The 964-nt window shown below is 74.4% G+C and carries 1 protein-coding gene; it reads right to left on the bottom strand.

The genetic code is table 11. From position 1 onward, the window contains the following. Positions 1–35 precede the first annotated feature (35 nt). On the bottom strand, positions 36–941 hold the full coding sequence (locus FNQ90_RS24870) for a 1-aminocyclopropane-1-carboxylate deaminase/D-cysteine desulfhydrase (protein ID WP_182608389.1): 906 nt from the start codon (positions 939–941) through the stop codon (positions 36–38). Positions 942–964 lie beyond the last annotated feature (23 nt).

The raw sequence follows: 964 nt of genomic DNA, 5'->3' as shown, positions 1-964 counted from the left end.
GGGAAAAGGCGGCCGGGGGTGCCGGGGACCCGGGGTCAACCGGTGATCACGGCCACCAGCGCGGTGCCCCGGCGGAAGGCACCCCCGGCGGTCAGTTCCCGCAGGGCCCACAGCACCTTCGCCACGTACACGCGATCCAGCGGCGGCAGCCCGTGCCGGTCGGCGAAGTCGAGCGCGAACTCCTCCAGCTCGGCCGGCACCCGCGCGAAGCCGCCGTGATGGAAGCGGTCGTCCACCGACCACCGACCACGCGGCCCGCCGAACGCCTCCCGCTGCAGGGCGCGCACCGCCTCACCGTGGAAGCCGCCGCGCAGCACCGGGATGCCGAGCGCGCGCATGCCGGGGGCCAGTCCCGCCGCCAGTCCGGCCAGGGTCCCCCCGGTGCCGCAGGCCACCGCCACCACGTCCGGGCGGGGGACGGCCGCCGCCAGCTCCCGGCCGGGCACGACGCAACCGCGCACCGCCACCGCGTTCGTACCCCCCTCGGGGACCGGTCGGAACGGCCCGAAGCGCCTTCGCAGCCCGGCGATGAAATCCGGGTCCCCCCGACGCCGATAGTCGGAACGAGTGACGAAATGCAGACGCATTCCGTCGGCCAGACAGGCCGCGAGGGAGGGATTGGGCGGGCGGTCGGCCAATTCATCCCCACGCACCACCCCGATGGTGGACAGTCCCAGGAGCCGTCCGGCGGCGGCGGTCGCCCGCAGGTGGTTGGAGTGGGCGCCGCCGAAGGTGAGCAGGGTGCGATCGTCGTCCGCCACGACCTCCCGCAGGGTGGGCACCAGCTTGCGCCACTTGTTGCCGACCACCTCCGGATGGAGCAGATCCTCCCGCTTGAGGAACAGCCGCACGCCGTACCGGGAGAAACGCTCGTCGAACACCTCGGTCAGTGGGGACGGGGGCCGGTCCCGCAACAGGTCGGGGACCCCATCCGTCCCGATCCCCGCGGCGCCGCCCCGCGCCT

It is taken from the genome of Streptomyces alkaliphilus, from assembly GCF_014141535.1.
GTDB lineage: Bacteria > Actinomycetota > Actinomycetes > Streptomycetales > Streptomycetaceae > Streptomyces > Streptomyces alkaliphilus.
Note: the sequence above shows the minus strand (reverse complement) of the source record. Positions and strands in the feature narration are given on the sequence as shown.